Raw genomic sequence first — 23,238 nt, forward strand, 5'->3', positions numbered from 1 at the left:
TAGTGCTTTTTAGTTTAATTAAAAAAAATTATTAAATTGAGCACCAATTTGTATTAATAAAATACAGTATTAATTATTTAAACTAATAAAACATAAAAACCAGATGAGTACTATTTGTGCATTATGCGGAAATCCGTTAACGTCTATGGACACACTTTTGGGCGAAAACAAACTTTCCGATGGTCAGATTCTTTGTAATAAATGCCTTAACGAGGCTACGAATGTGAATAAAGAATTAATCAATAATCTAAGCGCCTACAACTTAGCGGAGATTAGGGGAATTCTTCTTCAGGGCAAATTAGGTATCTATGAAGAGCCCGAAGTTTCTCAGATTTCTTCTTTTCAACAAAATATAAATTTAGCTTCCAATTCAGGAGAAAGTGGTTATCAGTATAGGCCGGAAGCTCCTTCAAGATTGGATGAAATTAAAGATCAGATTGTAGGTTTAAATGCCCGATTAAGTATTTTTGTGAACAGTGAAGTTAAAGAACTGGTCAATATTTTAGATAAAGATGAAAGATTGATCGCTATTGCTGAAGGAAAATATTTGTATAACAATCTGGAAGGTGTGTTGGTTGCAACACAGCGAAGAGTGATTTTCTTTGATAAAAAATTCTTTGGTGGTGTTGATAAAAACGAATTTATCTTAGAAAGAATTTCATCTATTGACCATTCTTCAAGTTTGCTGACTTCAAGTTTAAAACTAAATGTTTCTGGTTCTGTAGCTGAATTTAAACTGTATAATAAAAGTGCTGCAAAAGATTTCGACGATGCGATAAGAAACGTTCGAAAGAAACCTCAAACACAAAATATACCACAAAATCAAGCTTCGGCAAATAGTTTTTATGGCACACAGAAATCACCTGAGCCACAAAGTTATCATAAACCTCAAACTGCTGCTTCAAATGTAAAAAAAGAATCTGCAGAAGTGATTTTCCAGCAATTGGAAAAGCTTGGCAAGCTAAGAGAAATGGGAGTTTTGACGGAAGAAGAATTTGCGGAACAGAAAAAGAAATTACTGGAAAGACTTTAATTTAAAACTAAAAACCAATGGAAAACTATCTCGAAATCAACAAAAATTCTTGGAATGCCAAAGTAGAGCCGCATTTGAAGTCTGATTTCTATTTTGTAGATGAATTTTTAAAAGGCAGAACTTCTCTAAATTCTATCGAGTTGGAGCTTTTGGGAGATATAAAAGGTAAAACAGTTCTTCATTTGCAATGCCATTTTGGTCAGGATTCTATTTCGCTATCGAGAATGGGAGCCAAAGTTACAGGAATTGATTTGTCTGATAAAGCTATTGAAACGGCAAAAGATTTAGCACAGAAAACTGGCAAAAATGTTGAATTTATCTGCACCGATTTGTACAATTTGCCAAATGTTTTAGATCAAAAGTTTGATATTGTATTCACAAGTTACGGAACAATTGGCTGGCTTCCGGATTTAGAAAAATGGGCGAAAATTATCAATCATTTTCTAAAACCTAACGGAAAATTTATAATGGCAGAATTTCATCCTGTCGTTTGGATGTTTGATGATGATTTCGAAGGTGTAAAGTATAATTATTTCAATGAAAAGGCTATTACAGAAACCTATGAAGGAACTTATGCAGATCAAAATGCCGATATTGTTCAGGATTATGTAATGTGGAATCATTCTTTGGCTGATGTAATTGATAATTTAATTCAAAATAATCTAGAAATAGAAAATTTTAAAGAATTTGACTGGTCACCCTATCCATGCTTCAAACATGTAAATGAATTCGAAAAAGGAAAATGGCGAATTCCTCAGTTTGGAAATAAAATTCCTTTAATATTTGCGATAAAAGCACAAAAAAAGTCATCGTAACTATAAAATTACGATGACTTTTAAATATATGAATGTTAAAATAAACTAGTCTTACCCGATGGTTTCCTGTGCTTTGTTCTTCACATCATCCACTTTATCCTGAACCTGGGAAGCAACGTTGTTAGCCTTATCCTTCAGATCATTTCCCCATTTGTTTAGATTGTCTTTTGCTGTATTTATTTTATCTTTTACAGCTTGTTTTTCTTCAGCAGAAGAGTTTTTATACTTCCAATATGCCAATGCTCCTAAACCTACTAGCGCTAATAAACCTTTTGTCTTGTTTCCCATGATTTCTATTTTTTTAAGTGATTAATATTAAAATTTGTTATTAGTAATCATGTAAAATGTGTGCCAAAAAATTAAATGGAATTATAAAATAATGTTAAAATTTACTGAATGCTTCAAAATTTACGAATTTAGAGAGATGAAAATTATGTATTCTTAAATTCATTATAATTGCTGTCGTTGGATCTTGCCCATTCGTTTTTTAGACTGTAATTTTCAAAGTTTTTATCGATAATTAATTTAAATTTAAAAATGTAACCTACTTTTACTCCGTAAAAATCGGCTGGTTGCCATTTGTCATATTCCTTACTTAAAACCATGTTTTTTACTTGCTTAAAAATCTTTTTATCAGCAGTCTTCTCAGAATAAAACTTAAGTATTTTTCCTTTTTTGTCGAGAACTAAGCAGAAAATATTTTCTCCAAATTTTGTTTTCGGCGAAATTTTCACATTTTCGATTAATTTATGTTTAAATCTACCCGTTATGCTATCAAATTTCGGATAATCAGCAATTCCACAAGATATAAAGGTGGAAGAAGTTCCGTTATTTAAGCTATTGATGCTGTCGCTTCTTCTTTGGGATTTTATAGCTTCAAAAGCTTTTTTTTTCTGAATTAAATAAGATTCTTTATTAAAAATAAATTTACCTCTTCCAATCACAAATTTGGTCTCAACTTTTTGGGCAAATAAAAGTGTGGTGAAAAGAAGTAAATAAAAACTGAAAATTTGGTTCATAAAATTATTCTTCCGTAAAAAAAGCATTAGAACTACCAATCCAAATTGCATCTTTTTTATTGAAATCTACATTTACCATAGCGGCTTTTGTCATTCTTGCGAGATTTTCCAATAGGATAGGACGTTCATCTTTTTCTTGCCAAATATACAACAAACGAACCTCGGCTTTTGAAAATTCACCGTTAATATCCTCGAATATTGGTTCGTAATTTACTTTTCTTTGTAAAATATAATTTTCTTTGTCTTCAATAGAATCTGTAATTTCTTTCGTCGGATTTAAATTTACTCCGCTTCCTGCAAATGAAAATAATGGTTTTAATACAAAATTTTCAAGATTTTCGGTTGCTGGAAATTCATGTAAAAAATAACTCTTAGGAACGTATTGATGATTCAATAAAGGCAAAAGATATTTTGAGATTTTAAAGAACCAGTTAGGATGCGTAATCCATTTTACATCAACATCTTCACGAAAATCGAATTCTAATTTTAAGTCAGGAATACGATCCAGTTCATCAAATATTACACGATTATAAATTCGTTTAATTTCTATTCGTTTTCCTTCATTTTCATAGAATAATTTCCTTCCTTCTTTCTGTACTTTTGTTAGACAAACAGTTTTGATACCCAATAATTTTTCAGTCAAAGCAAAATCAATCGCTGTTTTTTGTTTTTCGGGGTAAATTTCTAATAAAACTACGTTTTCAACATTTTCATTTCCTATAAAAACTTCTTGAAGATAGTTTTTAAACTCTTCATGAGGCATTTTATTCCTGATTTCAGACAGAAAAGGATATACTTCACAAAAGGTTTCTTCTAAAACTTTCTGAAAAGCATAAAGAGACGGAAATGCTTGTAATTCTATCAGTTGAGGAACAATTTCGCCTTCTTCATTTTTACAGATTCCAAAATCAATGGTGAAAAAATGAGGTTGTTTGGTGTCGTTGGGAACATAACAGTTTTCAGGAATCGCCTTTTGAAGGGTTTCTTCCGGCAAAGCCTTGATCTGATCAATAATGCTTTCACTCGCTTCTATCAGTTTATTTTTAAAATCATTTGAAAGAATCATGGGACTTTCTGAAATTCTAAAACCTGGCGGAATTCCACTTTTTTTATTTAAAATTTCTTTAAACTGTTCATATTTTTCCTGTGAAAATTCTTTATTAAACTGTTTTCTGTATTTTGAGATCATATTCTTTTTCTTTGTGATTTTAAAAAATCGGACAGTTTTTGCCCGATTCTGTGATTAATTATTTTTATGCTTCAACTACGCTCAGCATGATATTGCGATAATTTAATTCTAATAAAAACACTTAATATTAGTATTAGAAATATCATGCTGAACATGTCGAAGCATATATATTAATTTAAACTAAAGCTTCAGCTTGCTTCAACAAGTTTTTTTTACAAATTGCAAAAATCTTGGAAGAATTTGTGCCTGAGTTAAGACAATTTTGTCCTCGTCATCCATTCTGTCGACGGTTTCAAGATATTTTTCCATTCCGAAATTTTCGATCATGGCTTCTTTATTTTTCTCGTCTTTCAGGTTTTCAATCATACCTTCTGGATTAGCTTCCGGATGGAATTGTGTCCCGAAAATTTCTTCTGAAAAACGAACCGCCATAATAGCTCTTTCCAGATTAATATGCGGGCGTTCTTTCTCGATAGCAACGATTTTCATTCCTAATTCATCCATGCGCTCATGATCTGGTTCAATGAACTGAAATGCTCTTGAATCTACGGCATAGAAAGGATCTGGAAGATTTTTAAATAAAAATTCCTGTTCGCCTTCTTCAGTTTTATGAATCGGCATTACTCCGAAGGAATAAGATTTTCTCTTGCAGATATTTCCCAGTTTCCAGTGAATGCTCGCCAATTGAAACGAGTGACAAATCAAAAACAAATATTTTTTATCATCATGATTTTTATTGTGCTCAAAAACTGAATCTAAAAAATTAGCAAATTGATCTTCCCATTCAAGCCCTTCTCTGTGAGGATCTCCGGGACCTCCCGAAGAAATAAAGATATCAAAATCCTCAATATTGGGAATTTCATTCTTAAATCTTACATCAAAAGTTTTGATGCTTACATTTTCTTCAGAATTCTGCTGAAAAACTTCGGAAATTTCTCTTATATTTTTAAAGCCTTGATTGACCTGATTATTATTCATGTCTAGCAAAGCGATTCTAATATCATTCATACTGCTTCATATTTTCTGCAAAGTTACCAAAAAATTACGAAGCGGTTTCGCCATGTGTAATGCCATATTCTGTTTCAGAGATCATATAATCAACTACTTTCGTTAGATCGCCTGTCTCTCTGTAGATCTGAAGTTGTCTGTCGGCTCCCGTTCCATTTTCTAAAATTTTCCAGGCATATTCCACTTCCTCACGACATCCTAAATCATCCACAACATCATCGATAAACTCTAATAACTCTTTCAATAAATCAGGATAAGGCACAGATTCTTCTTTACCAAAATCGATCAAATGAGCTTCAATTCCGCTTTTGGAAGCACGCCATTTATTTTCATTCAATAATAATCTTCGGTAGCTTCTGAAACTTAAATTCTGCTGATGAAGTTTATAAATTTTAGCTACCAAAGCCTGCATAATCGCAGCCATACAAACAGTTTCATCGATTCTCAGCGGCATATCACAAATCCTGAATTCAATGGTAGGGTAGAACGGATGAACCCGCAAATCCCACCAGATTTTCTTGGCATTATCAATAGTTCCTGTTTTCACTAAAAGATCAACATAACTGTCGAATTCTGCTAATGAATTAAAGAAACTCGGAATCCCGGTTCTTGGAAATTTAACGAAAATTTCCTGTCTGTAAGATTTAAAACCAGTATTTCTTCCGATCCAAAATGGAGAATTCGTTGATAACGCATAAACGTGCGGCAGAAAATACCTCATCACATTCTGAATTCTTACCCCTTCTTCACGATTAGGAATCCCTATGTGAACGTGTAAGCCAAAAATAAGGTTTCCACGGGCAACATCGCCCATATCGTCTACGATTTTATTGTAACGTTCGCCGTTGGTAATGGTGTTGTGCTCCCAGTTTGAAAAAGGGTGTGTTCCGCCTCCGGAAACTCTAAGTCCTTGTTCGTGAGCAATTTTTATTAAATGCCTTCTTAAATTGGTGAGCTCCGCTCTTGCTTCCTGAATATTCTGGCAAATGCCTGTTTCCATTTCAATCATGGATTCGTGCATCTCGTGCTTTAAATTTTCACTTAAAACGGCTTTTCCCCCTTCAATTATTTTAGAAACATGAGATATTAAGTCTCTGCTTTCAACATCAATAATCTGATATTCTTCTTCGATTCCAATGGTAAATTGATGCATTTTCTTTGTGCTTTTATGTTTTTCTACGTTTTTATTTTTTTACGGAATCTTTTACAAAAGTTCCCCAAGAGATATTAGGTTTACCTTTTACATATTCCTTCGCTTTTTCAATCGCTAATTTTGCTGAATGTTCTACGATCCATGCGAAATTTTCTTCACCTACAGAGTTTCTGTCTGCATCAGGAGCTGGATTACAGAAGTCGATCGCATAAGGAATTCCGTCTCTTATGGCAAATTCAACCGTGTTGAAATCGTAACCAAGCGCCTTATTCATTTTAATCGTATAATCATGAATGGTCTTTAATAGCTTTTCCAATTCTTCACCTTGTGTCTGATGTGTTGTTGCATATCTCAAGTGGTGCGCATTTCTCGGTTCATAAGGCATGATATGAACGTATTTCTGACCTAAACAATATACTCTATAATAGTCATCAAACACGATTTCTTCCTGAACCATCATCACCAACTGGCCTGTTTCACTTAATTTGCTCCAAAGATCATCCGGACTTTCTACTCTGTAAACGTTTTTCCAACCACCGCCATCATGAGGCTTCATATAAGCAGGAAAGCCTACATATTCGAAAATATAATCCCAGTCATGCGGGAATTTTAAATTTCTGAAAGAAGTTTCTGAAGTGTCGGTAGGTCTTTCATGCGAAGGAAGCAAAACCGTTTTTGGAAGAGGGATTCCTAGTTTTGTCATTAAAGCATTGTTGAAGAACTTTTCGTCTGCACTCCACCAAAAAGGGTTGTTGATGACGTAAGTTCCGTTTAATGCTGCATTTTTAAGATAAGCTCTATAGAAAGGAACGTCCTGCGAAATTCTGTCGATAATTACTGCATACTCGTAATCTGCACCTTGCTCAAGCTTGTCGATGTTTACGGGTTCTGCGATGATTTCTCCTCCGCCTAATTCATTTACCTTGTCTATAAACGCCCAAGGAAATGTATCTTCCATACCGAATAGAATTCCAACTTTTTTTGCCATAATTGTATTTTTAAATGTTTTTATATTAATATTTGATTTTAATTAAAATTTTTAAGAGAAGAATGCTCCGATAAATGTTGGGAAAACCATTCTCCAAAGCGGCCAGTCATGATTGATCCACTTTCTTTCGTCATACCAGAAATCAATTCCTTTTGAACTTAAAATTTCTGCCATTTCGATATTTTTATCTTTACAAATATCCTGATCGGAAGTGCTTAAAACAATGTGCATGTGCTTATATTTCCAAGCTTCATCATTTTTCACAAATTCTCTGGGGCAGTTAAAATAAACCAGTTCGTCAGAATATCCATCCATAAAGTTTCTTATGCTGAATGCACCGGACAGGCAGAATAAATGCGAAACCACATCGGGAAATCTGAATGCAAAATTTGCCGCGTGATAACCGCCAAAACTAGCTCCAGCCACTGCCACACGGTGCACTTTATGAATTTTCTGAATGTAAGGAATAAACTCTTTGATCAAAAACTGAACATATTTTTCGTAATTTCTGATTCTTTGCTGTGGAGAAATATTGTCATCATAAAAACTCCAGCCGTCAATCGTTTGGATATTATAAAGTTTAACTTTTCCCTGTTCAACAAACCAATTGATGCTTCCATTTAAATGAAAATCATTGTTTTGGGTGTATTGACCTTGGGAAGTGGGAAACATAACAATTGGATAACCATAGTGTCCCGTAACCTCCACTTTAAGGCTTGTTCCTAATATATGTGAATAATAGTCTGTATGCTCTATGTGCGGCATTTTTCTTCTTATTTGGTTTTTAATTGATATTTTTTAACTCGTCGGTTTGCTTTTCGGAGGTAGAATATTCAGCATTTCAGCATGAATTTTTTCTGCTGCTTTATCTAATTTTTCCTGAACCACGGTAGAATCATTTGATTTGTAAACGATTCCAACATGGTAATCAATAGGTAAAAATTTTACGACTTCTTCGCTTTCAAACTCACTGTAATTAGGCTCTTTATCCTTAATTAAAGCAATAATTAATCCTGAATAATATTCTGTAGGTTTAGAAATTTCATAATTATTTCCTCTTAACAAAGCATCTTCTATTTTTGCCCATTCCCTCCAGATATTAATATTGCTTGAAGCTTCCACCAAATCAGGAATATGAGCGCCGCCAACTCGTGATGATGTTTCCAGAAAATAATATTTTCCATCTTCTTTGCTGCGGATAAACTCTGTGTGGGTTGCTCCGTTCATCAATCCGAAATTAGAAAGAACTTTTTCATTAGCATCTTCCAAAGCTTTAAATTCATCAGAATATCGTCCCAGCGTTTTGGTTCTGAAAACACCGCCTTCGTGCGAAACCTGCATCGGGGGAGCTAAATATTTTGAAGCAGAAGTAAAAACAATTTCTTTATTGAATGTTAAACTGTCAACATGATAAACATCGCCAGGTTTGAAGCTTTCCAAAAGGAACAAATGACGTTCTTCACCCAGCGCATTCAACGCTTCCCAAAGATCATATTTTGAGGTCAATTTTTTTATTCCTGATGCAGAAGCTTCCGAACGGGGTTTCAATACCCAAGGCGCGGGAACTTTTTCAACAAAATCATTAACCTCATCATTGTTAAATACGGCCGTAAATTCAGGAACATTAATACCCGAACTTTTTGCTTTCTGTCGCATGGCCAGTTTATCTCGGAAATATCTGTGCGTAGTTTGTCCCATCCCCGGAATTCTGAATGATTCGCGGATAAGAGCGGCTTTTTCCACATCGTAATCATCCAAAGCAATCACCGCATCAACCTTTCTGGTTTGCATTAAAAATGAAAATCCCTGAATAAGATGATCTAAATTCCAAACGGAAGGTTTTACCTCAGGCATGTAAAATACCTCATCAATGGCATGCCAAGGCCAGTCTTTTTCTTTAAGATTTTCGGATGTTACTAAGATTATTTTATTGCCAAGCTGCTTCATTTCGTCCATGAAGTCATAGCCCTTATAATAGCACGAAATACATACTATTGTTTTCTTCTCCATATAATGTTTTTTATGTTTTTATGAATTTTCAAAAATAAAATTAAATCTTTGTTAATTAGTTAATGTTAAAAACTTAATTATAATGTGTTTTTGAAAATTTCTATATCAATTATACAGAGAATTTTTGAAATAAACTAATTTTTAGTGATAATTTTCAATTAAATCTGCTAATAATTGCACTCCGAAGCCGGTTGCAGCCTTTTCTTTAGCATAACCCACACTTCCGAAAGCGACTCCCGCAATGTCCAAATGCGCCCATTTTGGATGATCTTCAATAAATTGTTCTAAAAATTTTGCAGCAACAATGCAATCTCCAATAGGTTTCATTGAAATATTTTTTAAATCAGCCACGTCCGATTGAATATCATTGCTCCAAACATCCCAAAGCGGAAGATTCCAAAGTCTTTGATTGGTCTTGTCGCCGGTTTTTATTAAAAGATTTTTTAATTCTTCATCATTCGAAAACATTGCACCACAAGTATCTCCGAACATTCTCACAGAACTTCCCGTTAAGGTTGCCAAGTCGATTATGAAATCTGTTTTGAAGTTTTTAGCCATATAAGAAAGCCCGTCTGCTAAGATCATTCTGCCCTCCGCATCGGTATTCAGAACTTCAATTGTTTTTCCGTTATAAGCTGTGATCACATCGCTTGGAAGAAAAGCGTTTTCAGAAATAGCATTATCCGTAATCGGCAAAATAGCGATAATATTTACCGGAAGTTCCATTTCTGCAGCATAAATTAAAGTTCCCAAAACAGCTGTTGCGCCACCCATATCCGATTTCATATAGTGCATATTATCAGGATTTTTCAATGAAATTCCGCCTGTGTCAAATAAAACACATTTTCCGACTAAGCCAAAAGTTTTAGCATTTTTTGCTGTTGTTTTATATTCTAAAATGGTGAAAGCCGCATCATAAGCACTTCCTTGATTTACCGATAGATAAGCTCCCAAGCCAAGTTCTTCGCATTTTTTTCTGTTGAAAGCAGTATATTTTAAATCGTATTTTTTAGCTAAATTTTTTAAATATAAGCTTAAAGTATCCGGCTTTTTAAGATTTGCTGGTTTGTTTAGCCATTCCTGACAGACAATTTGTCCATTGCTTAGCGCTTCAGCTTTTCGACTGATATTGTCTAATTTTTTCTGACTTAAATTCTCAAAATGAAGCTCAAATTTAGAATCCCAAACAGGATGATTTTTTTCAAAAGGGTAATGGTAAGTTCCAATCAACAAACCTTTTGCGAATTCTTCAAATTGTTTTTCATTCATAAAATCCGCAAAAAACAAAGTCGGAACCGCATGAATTTTTTCTTTTTGTGTTTGAGAAAATTTTACGGCAACCTGCTGAATTTCGAAATTTTGTAAAGTCGATTTTCCTAAACCTATAAAGTAAGTAATTCCTTCTTCATGGGCATTTACGAAAATTTCATGCTTTTTTCCCGTAAAGAAATTGGCAATGTTTTTATTGAAATTTTTACTTGTTTTTGACCACTCTTCTTCAGTAAAGATGTGAAAAACCTGAGTATAGTTTTTATTTTTTGTGTTAATTAGCTTCATAGTGTTAATTTTTAATGCTTTGTTGATGGGGTTTTACTTCTACAGGATTTTCTGTGTTGTTATAATACAGCCATTCGATGGCTCTTGGAAATTCCTGAGACCAGTAAAATTCGCTGTGTGTACCTTCCGGATTGATATTGGTTTTAAATTCAAAATCGAATAAATTTTTCTTTTCCCAACGTTTCAAATATTCTTCGAAAATATGAATTCTCTTTACCATTTTCGAGCCTTCCTGACCGCCTCCGTAAAGATAAATTTTTGTTTTGAATGGAACTCTGAAATTCATCATCGGGAAATTATTATTAGGCTCCACCCAAAGTGAAGGCGAAAAAATTAAGAGTTTGGAATAGACTTCAGGATACAAAAATCCACTATAAATGCTGATTAATGCACCTAATGAACTTCCGCCAATTCCTGTGTTATCCCTATCCCTTTTTGTGCGATAATTCTGATCTACGTAAGGTTTCAACGTGTCTGTGATAAAGCGAATGTATTTTTTGCCTTCAGAACCATTTGCAACGTTGTCATTATCAAATATATATTCCTTAATTCGTTCTTCGCTACCGTGTTCGATCGCGATGATAATTACGTCGCCACGACCATATTCGGAAAGAATGGACAGTTTTTTGTCGATTTCCCAATTTCCATAGCCACTTCCTTCGTTGAATAAATTTTGAGCGTCCTGAAGGTACAAAACAGGGTAGTTTTTATTGGAAACATAATAATCATAAGGCAAAAGAGCCCAAACTTTACGATAACGTTCCAACTGAGGAATGTAAAATTCCTCCGAAATAATTTCAGCGATCGGAAAATATTCATCTTTAAAAGGTCCCCAGTTAAACCTCCATTTCTCAACAATATCAGAAGTTATTCCCAGTGATTTTGCTGCTTTTTTGTTGGGGGTAATATTTCCGTATTTATCAAGTTCCACATTTTCCCAGCCGCCTTTTGTGAATTTATATTCAATAATTTCTGATAGAATCTGATCTTCAAGTTCTATAAAATAATGGTTGGGATCTGTTTGTGTAAGCTGAAATCTCCTGTCTTTCGGATTCCAACTATTGAAATTTCCTGTGATGTAGATTGTTCTCTCGTCACTTTCCTCGGTATAAAGTTCAAACCTCATCGTGTGTTTTTATTAATTTTCTAACTGATAAATTTATAAAAAATCTTTTATATCATTAATTTTAAAATCATAAAAAGGGGAATAAAAAATATCCTATATTTGATAGAACAAGCGATGGAAAGAGATTTGCATTATAATTATTCAACAATAGTTAACAGTTCTTGTTAATATTTTTTCGTAGTTTCAAAGAAAATAATAAATTAAATTAAAACCGTGATGAATTCGGTTAAAACGTATACACTTTTTACAGATCAGGATATTTATCTTTTTAAAGAAGGTAAACATTATAAGCTGTATGAGAAATTCGGTGCACATTCTGCAGAGAAAGATGGGGTAAAAGGTGTTTATTTTTCGGTTTGGGCTCCAAATGCGAAAAAAGTTTCAGTTATAGGTAACTTCAATAATTGGAATCATAAAGACCATATTTTATTTCCGCGCTGGGATGAATCCGGAATTTGGGAAGGATTTATTGCCGGTTTAACGTGGGGAACTTTATATAAATATGCCATTGAAACTCCCCGGGGAGAAATTTTGGAGAAAAGTGATCCTTATGCTTTAAGCTGGGAACAAAATATTCAGGCAGCGTCGATGGTTTCTACCAATTGGTATGAATGGAACGATAAAGAATGGCTTGAGAACCGTTGGAAAAAGAATAGCTTAAATGCTCCGATTTCTGTGTACGAAATGCATTTGGGCTCGTGGGTAAGGTATGAAAATGATCCCGACCGTTTTTTGAATTATCGGGATGTGGCAAAAAAACTGGTTCCTTATATAAAAGAGATGGGTTTTACGCACGTAGAATTTATGCCTTTGATGGAATACCCGTATGATCCGAGTTGGGGTTATCAGATCACAGGTTTTTTTGCGGCAAATTCACGTTTTGGATCGCCACAGGATTTAATGTTTCTGATTGATGAGCTTCACAGAAATGAAATTGGCGTTATTCTCGATTGGGTTCCGTCGCATTTTCCGGGTGACGCAAATGGTTTACATCGTTTCGACGGTTCTTATTTATATGAGCATGAAGATCCCAGAAAAGGTTTTCATCCCGATTGGAAGTCTTATATTTTCAATTACGGAAGAAATGAAGTGAAATCTTTCTTGATTTCAAACGCCATGTTTTGGCTGGAAAGGTATCATGCCGATGGATTGCGTGTAGATGCCGTAACTTCCATGTTGCACCTCGATTATTCAAGAAATGAAGGCGAGTGGGAACCAAATATTTATGGAGAAAATGTAAATCTGGAAGCCAAAGCTTTTTTACAGGATTTTAATACAGCGGTTTATAAAGAATTTGGGGATAATATCATAACGATTGCGGAAGAAAGTTCAGATTTTCCTATGTTAACGAAGCCTGTGCACGACGGTGGCGTGGGATTTGGTATGAAATGGATGATGGGCTGGATGCATGACACGTTGGATTATTTTAAAGAAGATCCCCTCAACAGAAAGTTTTTTCATCATAAGCTCACATTTGCTTCTATGTATATGTATAATGAAAATTATATGATGCCTTTGTCACACGATGAAGTGGTGCATGGAAAAGCGAGTTTAATTTATAAAATGCCGGGTGACGAATGGCAGAAATTTGCAAATCTTCGTGCTTTGTATGTCTATATGTTTACTCATCCGGGGGCAAAATTGCTGTTCATGGGTGATGAATTCGGGCAAACAGGCGAATGGAATTTTAAACAAAGTCTGGATTGGCATTTATTGCAGTATCCTGTTCATAAAGGTTTGCAGACTTTAGTGAAAGATTTAAATCATCTCTATCGTTATGAATCTGCTTTTTACGAAAATCAATTCAACAAAGATGGTTTTGAATGGGTAGAAGCAGACGATCTTGAAAATTCGATTTATGTGTATCTTAGAAAAGGGAAGAAGAAAGAAGATGTTTTTATGGTTGTTTTAAATCTTACGCCAAGAGTGATCGATTATAAAATAGGAGTGAATGCAGGCAGTCATTGGGAGATTATTTTTAATTCTGATGATGAAAGATATGCAGGAAGCGGAGTTCAGCCTGAAATTTTCAGCGAGCAGTTTGAAGATTATATGAGGCATCAGAAATCAATCAGTATAAAATTGCCTCCGCTTGCAGGAATTGTACTGAAAAGAAAAGACAAAAAGTACAAACAAAATAGATTCAAACAACACAAAAGATAAAAAGTAAAAATGGTAGTTTATCATCTCAGTACGGAGTGTTATCCGATAGCGAAAGTAGGAGGTTTGGCAGATGTAGTCGGCGCTTTACCGAAGTATCAGAACAAAATAAAAGGTGTTGATGCGAAAGTAGTTATGCCTTGGTACAACAAAAGTTTTGTTCACGAACATGAGTTTGACATAGTTTTTGATGGTTTCATTCACCAAGGGCCGAATATGCTTCAGGTTCAGGTTTTGAAAGAGAAAACCGATGTTTTGGGATTTGAACTTTTTATGGTGAAAATTCCCGGACTTTTAGATAGAGATAATCCTTACGGTTATCAGGATGAAAGTTTTCAGTTTTTGGCCTTTCAGCATGGCGTTTTGCATTGGCTGAGTGCGATGGAAATTCGTCCCAATATTCTGCATTGCCACGATTATCATACGGGCTTGGTTCCTTTTATGATCGAGAATTGTGATGAATTTTCGTTTTTGAGAGGTGTAAAGACTATCGGAACAATTCACAACGGTGAATATCAGGGAATGATGAGTTGGGAAATGGCAAACTATATGCCTTCTTTTGATTCTTATAAATGGGGATTGATGGACTGGAATGGTTTTATTAATCCTTTGGCAAGTATGATTAAATGCGCGACGGCTTTTACAACGGTTTCTCAAGGGTATCTTGAAGAACTTTTTGTGAGTTTCAGAGGGTTGGAAAGCTTGGTTCGCGATGAGTTTGGTAAAGCTTACGGAATTATCAACGGAATCGATTCTGATGTTTGGAATCCTGAAACCGATCCAATGCTTGATTTTAATTTTAATAGTAAAAATGCCATCGCTCAAAAGAAGAAGAATAAAGAAAAGCTTTGTAAAGAATATGGTTTAAAACCAGAACTTCCTTTGTTTGCTTTTATCGGAAGGTTTGCGACAGAAAAAGGAGCAGATTTCCTTCCGGATGTAGTCTGGAGAAGTATTAAACAAAGTTATGGTGCTTTAAATATCATGATTTTGGGCTCAGGAAATTCTTATATTGAAAATAAACTGAAAGAATATGATTATGTCTACAGCAATTTTGCGTTGGATTTAGGATATAAAGAACATCTTTCACATAAAATATATGCTTCGGCGGATTTTTTACTAATGCCTTCAAGGGTTGAACCTTGCGGTCTGAATCAAATGTATTCTATGCGATACGGAACAATTCCTATTGTGAGATATACAGGCGGTTTGAGAGATACCGTAGAAGATATTTCAACAGGCGGAGCGGGAATTAATTTTACATTTCCGGGAGTAGATGATATTATTCACGCGATAAACAGGGCTTTAAGTATTTATAATGAAAAGGAGGTGACGGAGAATTTAATCCATTCTAATATGAATTTTGATTTTTCATGGGAGAAATCCGCAGAGAAATACATAGCTTTATATAAAAACTAAAATATTGAAAAAGCTGTCTTTTTTATTTCTGTTGATAATGATGTTTTCTTGTAAGAAAAAGGAAGAAACTATGATACATGAAGATGGCTATTATCGAATTTTAAGTTTTGGCCTACCTAATTTTGATGTTGTAGAAGCAGAAGATGGAATAGCAGATAAATGGAAAATAAAACATGTTTCCGTGGCAGGATGTGTGGTAACTGAAAAACTGATGGACAGTATTAAAACTCAAAATCAAAAAACTTTTGCTGCAATCGAGAAAAAATATGGTCAAAACTGGAGACAAAAATACGACAAAGACATTGATGGCTTTATGATGAAGAAAGTAGATGTTATGGATGTTTTAATAACCAATAAATTATTCAGAGACGAACTAAAGAAATATTATATAGAAATTTACGACGTAGACAAAGAGGTAAAAGAGTTGGGAGATAATTTGTATAAAGTTGTAGTTTATAATCAAAATTTAAAAGCTGAAAATAAAGAATGTTTTTCAGTAAACGTGAACACCAAGGATAGAACAGTAAACTTAATAAAATAAAACGCAGATAATTTATGAATCACAATGTAATTTCCATTGTTTTAGGGGGAGGAAGAGGAACAAGACTTTTCCCGTTAACGTACACAAGATCAAAGCCGGCTGTACCCATCGCGGGGAAATACAGATTGGTAGATATTCCTATTTCAAATTGTTTAAACTCTGGATTGAATAAAATTTTGGTGTTGACTCAGTTTAATTCTGCTTCTTTGAATTCTCATATTAAAAACTCTTATCATTTTGATATTTTCAGCAAAGGTTTTGTTGATATTTTAGCAGCAGAACAAAATGTAGAAAACGAAAGTTGGTATCAGGGAACTGCCGATGCGGTTCGCCAGTCAATGAAACATTTAGAAAAGTATGATTATGAGTATATCTTGATTCTTTCCGGCGATCAGCTTTATCAGATGGATTTTAAGGAAATGCTGGATTTCCATATCGAAAAAGGAGGTGATGTAACGATTGCCACAATTCCGGTAAATGCCAAAGATGCCACAGGTTTCGGAATTTTAAGCTCAGACGATGAAGGAAATATTACTTCTTTCGTTGAAAAACCAACCAATGACCTGTTGGATGGTTTAAAATCTGAAGTTTCCGAAGAAAATAAACATGCGGGAAAAGAATATTTAGCTTCGATGGGAATTTATATTTTCACGAAAAGCATTCTTAAAAAAATGTTTGATGAAGGGGCAGGAGATGATTTCGGGAAAGATATCATTCCAAATTCCATCGGAAAATATACCACGTTGAGCTATCAATATGAAGGATATTGGACGGACATCGGAACCATCGAATCTTTTTACGAGGCTAACTTAGATCTTTGTCAGGATTTTCCTCAGTTTAATCTGTTTTCGTCATCGCCAATTTACACGAGAGCGAGAATGCTTCCACCATCGAAAATTAACGGCTCTTACGTAAGCAAAGCTGTTTTTGGAGACGGATGTATCATTATGGCTGATAAAATTGAAAATTCAGTGATAGGAAACAGAACCAGAATTGATAAAGGAAGTACCATTGTGAATTCGTATGTAATGGGTGCAGATTTCTATCAAAATACCACTGAAATTGTCATGAATGACAGAAGCGGTAAACCCAACATGGGAATAGGGAAATACTGCTATATTGAAAAAGCAATTTTGGATAAAAACTGCTACATTGGAGATAATGTAAGAATTATCGGTGGGAAACATCTTAAAGACGGTGATTTCGGAACACACTCCGTTCAGGACGGAATTGTTGTCGTGAAAAAAGGCGCCGTTTTACCTCCGGGAACTCATATAGGATAGAAGTAGGTAAGCAGGAAGTTTTGATGTTGAAAAAGATGAACTATTTAAATTTCATATATTAACTTCCATCATCCATTCCTCCAGCTTCCATCCAAAATAAAGAAACAAGAGTGATCAAGATATTGGTCACTTTTTTTATTTGTATTACTTTTGCGATATGCGTTTTTTCAAAGTCATAGCGGTATTTGTTATTTTACTAGCGGGAGCTTATGCAGCTTCTATGTATTATTTCGTGGATGAAAGCAAGAATTTTAAAATTGTAAAAGAGATCGATTATCCCGTGGATAAGGTTTTTTCGCAGTTCAATAATTTACAGCAGTTTACCCGTTGGAACAATTTCTTTACAAGCTCACCGACTATCGACATCGATTATTATACGCCATACGAAGGTCAGGGAAGCTCTATGAGCTATGTTGATAAGAAAAATGATACTGATGGTGAAATGTTCATCAGATATCAAAATATGAATAAAACTTTAAGATATCAGCTTTTTGAAGATGAAAATGAAAATCCGACTTTGGTTGATGTTAAATTTAAACCTGTTGCTCCCGAAAAAACACAGATTATATGGTATGTAAGTACGCCGAAATTATCCGTTTTCCGAAGAGTTGAAAATTTTTGGACTGAAGACCGTTTTGCTGAAAATATTGATAAAAGCATGACGAATCTGAAAAACGTTTTAGGCAACAAAGTAGAAAAGGATAACAAAATGGCTGCGATAAAATACGACAGCCTAATGGTGGAAAAAGAAGATTCGCAACTATTATTAGGAATCAACGTAAGTACATCTAATAAAAAAGATGCTTTATATAGGAATGTTGTGATGAATTATAATAAAGTTTATAATTACGTAACGATGGATCTTGGCAAAAAAGATGATGAATTCGGTTATCCGATGATGATTACAGATGCTGATAATTATAAAGATAAAGAAGTGTCTTATTTTATGGCTATTCCTTTGTCTAAAAAATTCGGGATTACAGATAATAACTTTAGTTTCAGAACGATAAATGCGACAGAGAATTACGTGATGTATTACAAAGGAACTTATGAAGGGAGAGTGAAAGCTATACAACAATTAATTCAGAAAGCCAAAAAAGACGAGATGCGTTTTGGTGATATATATCAGACTTTTGTAGAACGCCCAATGGAGGGGCAGGAGGTCAATATGAAGCTCTCATTATCAGTATTTAAGTAAATTTTTCAGAGATATTTATTTTATAGTTTTTTTAATACTTTAAAGGCTGTTTTAACTCGGTTTTTTTTATTAAATTTGAGGATTAATTCGACAAACAAATTTTAATAACAGATAAACTGTAATAATGGACAGATTTTCATTCCTAAACGCAGCTCATTCTCAGTTAATTGAGGATTTATACCAACAGTACTTAAAATACCCAGACTCTTTAGAACCATCATGGAAAGCCTTCTTTCAAGGCTTCGATTTTGCCTTGGAGACTTATGGTGACGACGAAAACATCCAATATATCCAGGTACCAGCCACTTCAGCTCCTGTGCAGCAAGCAACTCAGGCAGCAGCAAACGGTGAGGTTTCTGAGCACATTAAGAAAGAATTTAAGGTAGTCAACCTTATTGAAGCGTACAGGACAAGAGGGCATTTGTTTACCAAAACAAACCCTGTAAGAGAAAGAAGACATTATACGCCTACTTTAGACATTGAAAATTTCGGTCTTAGCAGTTCAGATTTAAATACAAAATTCAACGGTGCTGTAGAAATCGGGTTCAAAGAGCCTGCTACTTTAAAAGAAATCGTAACTCGTTTAGAAACTATTTACTGTGATTCTATCGGGGTTGAATACATGCACATCAACAATGTTGAAGAGAAAGATTTTATCAAAAGATGGTTACAGGTAAACGAAAACCATCCGAATCTTTCAGCAAACGAAAAAACAGAGATTTTATTAAAATTAAATCAGGCTGTTGCTTTTGAAAATTATCTTCACACAAAATTCGTAGGACAAAAAAGATTCTCACTGGAAGGTGGTGAAACTTTAATTCCGGCTTTAGATCAGTTGATCTCAAGATCTTCTCAATTGGGAGTAGACGAAGTGGTTTTGGGGATGGCTCACAGAGGTAGATTGAACGTGTTGACCAACATTTTCGGTAAATCTTATAAGCAGATTTTCTCGGAGTTTGAAGGAAAAGAATTTGAAGAAGATGTATTCTCTGGTGATGTTAAATATCACTTAGGCTCATCTAAAAAAATTAAAACAGCTTCAGGAGAAGAGGTTTCTATCAATTTGACTCCGAATCCATCTCACCTTGAAACGGTAGCTGCTCTTGTAGAAGGAATTTGCCGTGCAAAAGTAGATGATAAGTATAAAGATTATGCTAAAGTTTTGCCAATCATCATTCACGGTGACGGTGCAATTGCTGGACAAGGTATTGCTTACGAAGTGGCTCAGATGATGACTTTAGAGGGTTACAGAACGGGAGGTACAGTTCATATTGTGGTTAACAACCAGGTTTCGTTTACAACGAACTATATGGATGCAAGGTCTTCTACGTACTGTACAGACATTGCAAAAGTTACAGAATCTCCTGTAATGCACGTAAATGCTGACGATGCAGAAGCGGTAGTTCATGCGATTCACTTTGCTGCTGATTTCAGAGCTAAATTCGGAAAAGATGTTTACATCGATTTATTAGGATATAGAAAATATGGTCATAACGAAGGTGATGAACCAAGATTTACTCAGCCTAATTTATATAAATTAATTTCTAAGCATCCGAACCCAAGAGAGATTTATAAAGATAAATTGCTTAAGGACAGCATTACTTCAAACGACGTAATCGCTAAAATGGAGGCAGATTTCAAAGGTCTTTTAGATAAAGATTTTGATGCTTCTAAAGAAATTGAGAAAAACGTAATGGACGTTTTCATGGCGGAAGATTGGACGAACTATCCAATTGGAAAGAGAGGTGCCGTTCAGCAGCCTGTAGACACAACTTACGACTTGGCTAAGCTGAAAGAATTGGCTCTTAAAATGTCAACACTTCCTGCTGATAAAAAGTTCTTAAATAAAATTACAAGACTTTTCGAAAACAGAATTAAAGCGATCGAGGGTAACAATTTAGATTGGGCTCTTGGTGAGTGGTTGGCGTATGCTACACTTTTGGTGGAAGGTCATAATGTAAGAATTTCCGGTGAAGATGTAGAAAGAGGTACTTTCTCTCACAGACATGCGGTGGTAAAAACTGAAGATACGGAAGAAGAATATGTACCATTAAGAGAAGTTTCTGAAAGCAGATTTGATGTTTTCAACTCTCACCTTTCGGAGTACGGAGTTCTTGGTTTCGATTATGGTTATGCAATGGCATCTCCTAATACATTAACGATTTGGGAGGCTCAGTTTGGAGATTTCGTAAATGGTGCTCAGATTATCGTTGATCAATATTTGGCTGCTGCAGAAGAAAAATGGAAAATTCAGGACGGTTTGGTCATGTTATTGCCTCATGGTTCGGAAGGTCAGGGTGCAGAACACTCTTCAGCAAGATTGGAAAGATTCTTAACACTTTGTGCTAACGAAAATATGGTGGTTGCGAACATTACTTCGCCTGCAAACTATTTCCACTTGTTGAGAAGACAATTGAAATGGTCATTCAGAAAACCGTTAATCGTGATGAGTCCTAAATCATTGTTAAGACATCCAAGAGTGGTTTCTCCGCTTGAAGATTTCTCAAACAAAGGATTCCAGCCAATCTTAGACGATCCAACTGCTGATCCTAAAAAAGTTGAAAAATTAGTGCTTTGTTCAGGTAAATTATACTTCGAATTATTGGCTAAGAAAGAAGAATTAAATGCTGAAAATATTGCATTGGTAAGATTCGAACAGTTGTATCCGCTTCAAGTTGATGCAATCGACGCGATCTTCGAAAAATATTCAAACAGAAAAGAATTGGTATGGGCTCAGGAAGAACCTGAAAATATGGGCGCTTGGTCTTATATCTTGAGAAACTTCAGAGAAACGGGAATTCAGGTGATTTCTCCGGTACCAAGCGGTGCTCCGGCTCCAGGAAGCCACAAAATGTTTGAGAAAAACCAGAATGCAGTGATCAACAGAGTTTTCGACAGAGATGATGCTCCTGTAAAAAGACCTGTAACAGCTTAATTAAAAATAATAATCAATAAAAAAATAAAAAATACGATATGTCAGTTTTAGAAATGAAAGTTCCTTCACCGGGCGAATCAATTACAGAAGTTGAAATTGCAACTTGGCTTGTGAAAGATGGTGATTATGTAGAAAAAGATCAACCCATCGCTGAAGTAGATTCAGACAAAGCTACTCTTGAATTGCCTGCTGAGCAAAGTGGTGTTATTACTTTGAAAGCTGAAGAAGGTGACGTGGTACAAGTAGGACAAGTGGTTTGTTTAATCGATATGGATGCTGCTAAACCTGCGGGTAGCGCTGCTCCTGCTGCTGAAGCTCCAAAACAAGAGGAGGCTCCTAAAGCAGCTGAACCGGCTAAGCAAGAAGCTCCGAAACCTGCTGCTGCACCTCAAACGTATGCAACGGGAGCTCCATCTCCTGCGGCTAAGAAAATTCTTGACGAAAAAGGTATCGATGCTTCTCAGGTTTCAGGTTCCGGAAGAGACGGAAGAATCTCTAAATCTGATGCTGAATTGGCAGCTGTTCCTGCATTAGGAGGAAGCCCAATGACGGCTACAGGTTCAAGATCTACAACAACAACTAAACTTTCAGTTCTTAGAAGAAAAATCGCTCAGAGATTAGTTTCTGTAAAGAATGAAACAGCAATGTTAACGACTTTCAACGAAGTTGACATGTCTGAGATCTTTAGACTAAGAAAACAATATAAAGAAGAATTCGGTCAAAAGCACGGAGTAGGACTTGGTTTCATGTCTTTCTTCACAAAAGCGGTTACAAGAGCATTACAGATGTATCCGGATGTAAATGCATCTATCGACGGAGATTTCAAAGTAAACTATGATTTCTGCGATATTTCAATTGCAGTTTCTGGTCCTAAAGGATTAATGGTTCCTGTATTGAGAAATGCAGAAAACATGTCTTTTGCTAACGTTGAAGGAAATATCAAAGATCTTGCGATCAAAGTAAGAGACGGAAAAATCACAGTTGATGAAATGACTGGTGGTACTTTCACAATTACTAACGGTGGTACTTTCGGATCTATGCTTTCTACGCCGATCATTAACCCTCCTCAATCTGCAATCTTGGGGATGCACAACATTATCCAGAGACCGGTTGCTGTTGATGGGCAAGTTGTAATTCGTCCAATGATGTATGTTGCGATGTCTTATGACCACAGAATTATCGACGGTAAAGAATCTGTAGGATTCCTTGTTGCAGTAAAAGAAGGTATCGACAATCCTGTTGAAATCCTATTGGGTGGGGACGAAAGAAAAGGCCTTGGATTATAAGTTTTAATAAAATTATAATATATCTTTACAATCTCGCCTTAAAAAAGGCGAGATTTTTGTATATATTTAGAAAATACTTAAGATGATGTTTCAAAAAATAACTTCAAATATCAAAGTTTCAGTAATTCCTGAATATGATAGCAAGAATAGTTACCCATCTGAAAACCGTTATGTTTTCAAATACAATATTACGATCGAAAATGAGGGTGGTTTTCCTATCAAAGTTTTGAAAAGAAAATGGCTTATTTTTGATGTAGGTTTTGGGTATACAGAGATTATAGGAGATGGCGTAATAGGATTAACTCCTGAGATACAATCTGGCGAAAATTTTACTTATTTTTCGAATGTAATGCTTCGTTCCGGAGTAGGGAATATGAGCGGAAAATATCTGGTTAAAAACATGGAAACACAAGAAAATTTTGAAATAGATATTCCGAAATTTAATTTGTTATCTGAGGTTTTAAGTAATTGATTTAAAGAAAAAAGTTAAAAGTAAAAAGAGGCAAGTGTCGTATTGA

20 protein-coding genes are annotated in these 23,238 nt (G+C 34.9%); 10 read left to right on the forward strand and 10 right to left on the reverse strand.

The genetic code is table 11. From position 1 onward, the window contains the following. The first annotated feature begins 103 nt into the window (after nt 1–103). Together OXQ85_RS05730 and OXQ85_RS05735 are read left to right on the forward strand one after the other, a co-directional pair. A complete protein-coding gene (locus OXQ85_RS05730) occupies nt 104–1,033 on the forward strand; it encodes a PH domain-containing protein (RefSeq protein WP_267402863.1) in 930 nt (309 codons plus the stop codon). Between the two features lie 17 nt (nt 1,034–1,050). Continuing rightward, nucleotides 1,051–1,848 (forward strand): class I SAM-dependent methyltransferase, encoded by a 798-nt coding sequence (locus tag OXQ85_RS05735; RefSeq protein WP_267402864.1) that lies wholly within the window; start codon nt 1,051–1,053, stop codon nt 1,846–1,848. Between the two features lie 51 nt (nt 1,849–1,899). Here OXQ85_RS05735 and OXQ85_RS05740 read toward each other — a convergent pair whose 3' ends face one another. The 10 genes from OXQ85_RS05740 to OXQ85_RS05785 all read right to left on the reverse strand — a co-directional run bounded on the left by OXQ85_RS05740 (nt 1,900) and on the right by OXQ85_RS05785 (nt 11,898). Further along, entirely contained in the window at nt 1,900–2,136 is a 237-nt protein-coding gene (locus tag OXQ85_RS05740; RefSeq protein WP_267402865.1) for a YtxH domain-containing protein, read from the reverse strand. Nucleotides 2,137–2,279: 143 nt separating this feature from the next. After that, nucleotides 2,280–2,867: a hypothetical protein gene (locus OXQ85_RS05745; protein ID WP_267402866.1), complete on the reverse strand. Its 588-nt coding sequence runs from the start codon at nt 2,865–2,867 to the stop codon at nt 2,280–2,282. Nucleotides 2,868–2,871: 4 nt separating this feature from the next. Next, entirely contained in the window at nt 2,872–4,056 is a 1,185-nt protein-coding gene (locus OXQ85_RS05750; RefSeq protein WP_267402867.1) for a hypothetical protein, read from the reverse strand. Between the two features lie 198 nt (nt 4,057–4,254). After that, nucleotides 4,255–5,064, reverse strand: coding sequence for a GMP synthase (locus OXQ85_RS05755; RefSeq protein WP_267402868.1), 810 nt, complete (start codon nt 5,062–5,064; stop codon nt 4,255–4,257). 34 nt (nt 5,065–5,098) lie between these two features. Continuing rightward, nucleotides 5,099–6,217, reverse strand: coding sequence for a carboxylate-amine ligase (locus OXQ85_RS05760; RefSeq protein ID WP_267402869.1), 1,119 nt, complete (start codon nt 6,215–6,217; stop codon nt 5,099–5,101). A 31-nt stretch (nt 6,218–6,248) separates the two neighbouring features. Continuing rightward, nucleotides 6,249–7,205 (reverse strand): hypothetical protein, encoded by a 957-nt coding sequence (locus tag OXQ85_RS05765; RefSeq protein WP_267402870.1) that lies wholly within the window; start codon nt 7,203–7,205, stop codon nt 6,249–6,251. A 51-nt stretch (nt 7,206–7,256) separates the two neighbouring features. Continuing rightward, complete coding sequence (locus OXQ85_RS05770; protein ID WP_267402871.1) at nt 7,257–7,970, reverse strand: alpha/beta hydrolase-fold protein; 714 nt, start codon at nt 7,968–7,970, stop codon at nt 7,257–7,259. Nucleotides 7,971–8,003: 33 nt separating this feature from the next. Beyond that, nucleotides 8,004–9,215 carry an ATPase gene (locus tag OXQ85_RS05775; RefSeq protein WP_267402872.1) on the reverse strand — a complete coding sequence of 404 codons (1,212 nt, stop codon included), beginning with the start codon at nt 9,213–9,215 and terminating at the stop codon, nt 8,004–8,006. Between the two features lie 141 nt (nt 9,216–9,356). Further along, nucleotides 9,357–10,772 (reverse strand): leucyl aminopeptidase family protein, encoded by a 1,416-nt coding sequence (locus OXQ85_RS05780; RefSeq protein ID WP_267402873.1) that lies wholly within the window; start codon nt 10,770–10,772, stop codon nt 9,357–9,359. A 4-nt stretch (nt 10,773–10,776) separates the two neighbouring features. After that, complete coding sequence (locus tag OXQ85_RS05785; protein WP_267402874.1) at nt 10,777–11,898, reverse strand: alpha/beta hydrolase-fold protein; 1,122 nt, start codon at nt 11,896–11,898, stop codon at nt 10,777–10,779. Between the two features lie 216 nt (nt 11,899–12,114). Between OXQ85_RS05785 and glgB the strand changes: the two genes are divergently transcribed. The 8 genes from glgB (at nt 12,115) to apaG (ending at nt 23,192) form a co-directional block, all read left to right on the forward strand. Further along, nucleotides 12,115–14,061 carry a 1,4-alpha-glucan branching protein GlgB gene (gene glgB / locus OXQ85_RS05790; protein ID WP_267402875.1) on the forward strand — a complete coding sequence of 649 codons (1,947 nt, stop codon included), beginning with the start codon at nt 12,115–12,117 and terminating at the stop codon, nt 14,059–14,061. Between the two features lie 9 nt (nt 14,062–14,070). Beyond that, entirely contained in the window at nt 14,071–15,477 is a 1,407-nt protein-coding gene (locus OXQ85_RS05795; protein WP_267402876.1) for a glycogen/starch synthase, read from the forward strand. Nucleotides 15,478–15,547: 70 nt separating this feature from the next. Beyond that, a complete protein-coding gene (locus OXQ85_RS05800) occupies nt 15,548–16,018 on the forward strand; it encodes a hypothetical protein (protein ID WP_267402877.1) in 471 nt (156 codons plus the stop codon). 14 nt (nt 16,019–16,032) lie between these two features. Next, nucleotides 16,033–17,301, forward strand: coding sequence for a glucose-1-phosphate adenylyltransferase (locus tag OXQ85_RS05805; protein WP_267402878.1), 1,269 nt, complete (start codon nt 16,033–16,035; stop codon nt 17,299–17,301). A 157-nt stretch (nt 17,302–17,458) separates the two neighbouring features. Next, nucleotides 17,459–18,499 (forward strand): SRPBCC domain-containing protein, encoded by a 1,041-nt coding sequence (locus OXQ85_RS05810; RefSeq protein ID WP_267402879.1) that lies wholly within the window; start codon nt 17,459–17,461, stop codon nt 18,497–18,499. Nucleotides 18,500–18,623: 124 nt separating this feature from the next. Next, nucleotides 18,624–21,434: a 2-oxoglutarate dehydrogenase E1 component gene (locus OXQ85_RS05815; RefSeq protein WP_267402880.1), complete on the forward strand. Its 2,811-nt coding sequence runs from the start codon at nt 18,624–18,626 to the stop codon at nt 21,432–21,434. A gap of 38 nt (nt 21,435–21,472) precedes the next feature. Beyond that, nucleotides 21,473–22,720, forward strand: coding sequence for a 2-oxoglutarate dehydrogenase complex dihydrolipoyllysine-residue succinyltransferase (odhB, locus tag OXQ85_RS05820; RefSeq protein WP_267402881.1), 1,248 nt, complete (start codon nt 21,473–21,475; stop codon nt 22,718–22,720). Between the two features lie 82 nt (nt 22,721–22,802). Further along, complete coding sequence (gene apaG / locus OXQ85_RS05825) at nt 22,803–23,192, forward strand: Co2+/Mg2+ efflux protein ApaG (protein ID WP_267402882.1); 390 nt, start codon at nt 22,803–22,805, stop codon at nt 23,190–23,192. The last annotated feature ends 46 nt before the right edge of the window (nt 23,193–23,238 follow it).

Origin of the sequence: Chryseobacterium sp. GM_Chr_2 (genome assembly GCF_026540445.1) — a bacterium.
GTDB lineage: Bacteria > Bacteroidota > Bacteroidia > Flavobacteriales > Weeksellaceae > Chryseobacterium.

Coding starts and splice junctions, on each gene's coding strand:
- OXQ85_RS05780 (WP_267402873.1), bottom strand. CDS start 10,772: ATGAAGCTAATTAACACAAAAAATAAAAACTATACTCAGGTTTTTCAC.
- OXQ85_RS05800 (WP_267402877.1), top strand. CDS start 15,548: ATGATACATGAAGATGGCTATTATCGAATTTTAAGTTTTGGCCTACCT.
- OXQ85_RS05775 (WP_267402872.1), bottom strand. CDS start 9,215: ATGGAGAAGAAAACAATAGTATGTATTTCGTGCTATTATAAGGGCTAT.
- OXQ85_RS05730 (WP_267402863.1), top strand. CDS start 104: ATGAGTACTATTTGTGCATTATGCGGAAATCCGTTAACGTCTATGGAC.
- glgB (WP_267402875.1), top strand. CDS start 12,115: ATGAATTCGGTTAAAACGTATACACTTTTTACAGATCAGGATATTTAT.
- OXQ85_RS05770 (WP_267402871.1), bottom strand. CDS start 7,970: ATGCCGCACATAGAGCATACAGACTATTATTCACATATATTAGGAACA.
- OXQ85_RS05740 (WP_267402865.1), bottom strand. CDS start 2,136: ATGGGAAACAAGACAAAAGGTTTATTAGCGCTAGTAGGTTTAGGAGCA.
- OXQ85_RS05805 (WP_267402878.1), top strand. CDS start 16,033: ATGAATCACAATGTAATTTCCATTGTTTTAGGGGGAGGAAGAGGAACA.
- OXQ85_RS05735 (WP_267402864.1), top strand. CDS start 1,051: ATGGAAAACTATCTCGAAATCAACAAAAATTCTTGGAATGCCAAAGTA.
- OXQ85_RS05810 (WP_267402879.1), top strand. CDS start 17,459: ATGCGTTTTTTCAAAGTCATAGCGGTATTTGTTATTTTACTAGCGGGA.
- apaG (WP_267402882.1), top strand. CDS start 22,803: ATGATGTTTCAAAAAATAACTTCAAATATCAAAGTTTCAGTAATTCCT.
- OXQ85_RS05750 (WP_267402867.1), bottom strand. CDS start 4,056: ATGATCTCAAAATACAGAAAACAGTTTAATAAAGAATTTTCACAGGAA.
- OXQ85_RS05745 (WP_267402866.1), bottom strand. CDS start 2,867: ATGAACCAAATTTTCAGTTTTTATTTACTTCTTTTCACCACACTTTTA.
- OXQ85_RS05795 (WP_267402876.1), top strand. CDS start 14,071: ATGGTAGTTTATCATCTCAGTACGGAGTGTTATCCGATAGCGAAAGTA.
- OXQ85_RS05815 (WP_267402880.1), top strand. CDS start 18,624: ATGGACAGATTTTCATTCCTAAACGCAGCTCATTCTCAGTTAATTGAG.
- OXQ85_RS05755 (WP_267402868.1), bottom strand. CDS start 5,064: ATGAATGATATTAGAATCGCTTTGCTAGACATGAATAATAATCAGGTC.
- OXQ85_RS05785 (WP_267402874.1), bottom strand. CDS start 11,898: ATGAGGTTTGAACTTTATACCGAGGAAAGTGACGAGAGAACAATCTAC.
- OXQ85_RS05760 (WP_267402869.1), bottom strand. CDS start 6,217: ATGCATCAATTTACCATTGGAATCGAAGAAGAATATCAGATTATTGAT.
- OXQ85_RS05765 (WP_267402870.1), bottom strand. CDS start 7,205: ATGGCAAAAAAAGTTGGAATTCTATTCGGTATGGAAGATACATTTCCT.
- odhB (WP_267402881.1), top strand. CDS start 21,473: ATGTCAGTTTTAGAAATGAAAGTTCCTTCACCGGGCGAATCAATTACA.